Source organism: Pseudochrobactrum sp. sp1633 (assembly GCF_030376605.1).
Taxonomy (GTDB): Bacteria; Pseudomonadota; Alphaproteobacteria; order Rhizobiales; family Rhizobiaceae; genus Pseudochrobactrum.
On sequence record NZ_JARRAE010000050.1, the window covers coordinates 1 to 1,004 of the forward strand.

General features: G+C 46.4%; 1 protein-coding gene. It reads right to left on the minus strand.

The features are described from left to right. Nucleotides 1-37: 37 nt before the first annotated feature. Entirely contained in the window at nucleotides 38-397 is a 360-nt protein-coding gene (locus tag P8H26_RS18045) for a hypothetical protein (RefSeq protein ID WP_289634463.1), read from the minus strand. Nucleotides 398-1,004: the final 607 nt, after the last annotated feature.

The window sequence follows — 1,004 nt, forward strand, 5'->3', positions numbered from 1 at the left end:
CAGGCTGGATCTTAAGTTTCGGCAAGATTTTTTGGTGTTATCGCTCACCGCGATATCCACGGCGTTTCCATTCCTGAAGCGGCATAATATCCGGCAATCCGCCACCTGCCTCATACCAGGAATCGACAGCCCAGCTCTGTTCCGACGTATCTTTAATCACGGCAGTCCAATGCGGGTAACGGCCATCGATGAACGAACCGCGTGTCGTACGTCGAACTACAGTATGATGCTTTAACCAACCGCGAGATTGCAAATAGCGAAGGAAACTATCCGTATTGATCGATTCATCCACGCAATCCATCTGCCCCTTAATGCGGGCTTTACCGAACTGCATTTTTGGTTTGTCGCGCAGACCGATAGTTGCTGTGCCACGTTCTTCGAATATTGCAACAGCCATCCCCAACGCCTTTCTTTCGTCATTCGCGCTTCGACCAGCCTTTTGCAACAGAGTACGGATACGGCTCTCTTCCTTTGAGCTTAACGTGACCTTGGTTCGATAAGTGCAGTCATAACCGTGGCAAACATTAAAGCTTTGCGCTGAAGCCATTCCCGGGGGCAACATCAGACTGACAAGAACACCAGCACTTATTCGTTTAATCAATTTCGTACTCCGCATTCCTGTAGACCGCTTATAAATATTATTTCATCAGTAAAAAACGAATGAACTGCCCATAATCATAGCAGTGCTTATAATGAGTGAGAACGAGTTTCTAACTTCACTTCCCCTCCCCCCGTATTTTTTTCATTTTCTGGTTTTAAACATATAAAAAAGCCCCGCACATTTCTGCCGGGGCTTTTGGGTATGTTAAGCTGGTCTTGGAGTTTTGCTTACTTGAGCGTTGGTCAAGTATTTCGGCTGTATTTGGGGATTTGGTTTTCAGGCTTTTTTCCGTTCGTCGTGCAATCGCTTGCTTATCGATTTTAGCTCGAACGGGCTGATCCAAGATACATTGACACGCCTATGGGAAAGGCATCTGGATCGTGGTTTTAATTGCTTTGGGAAG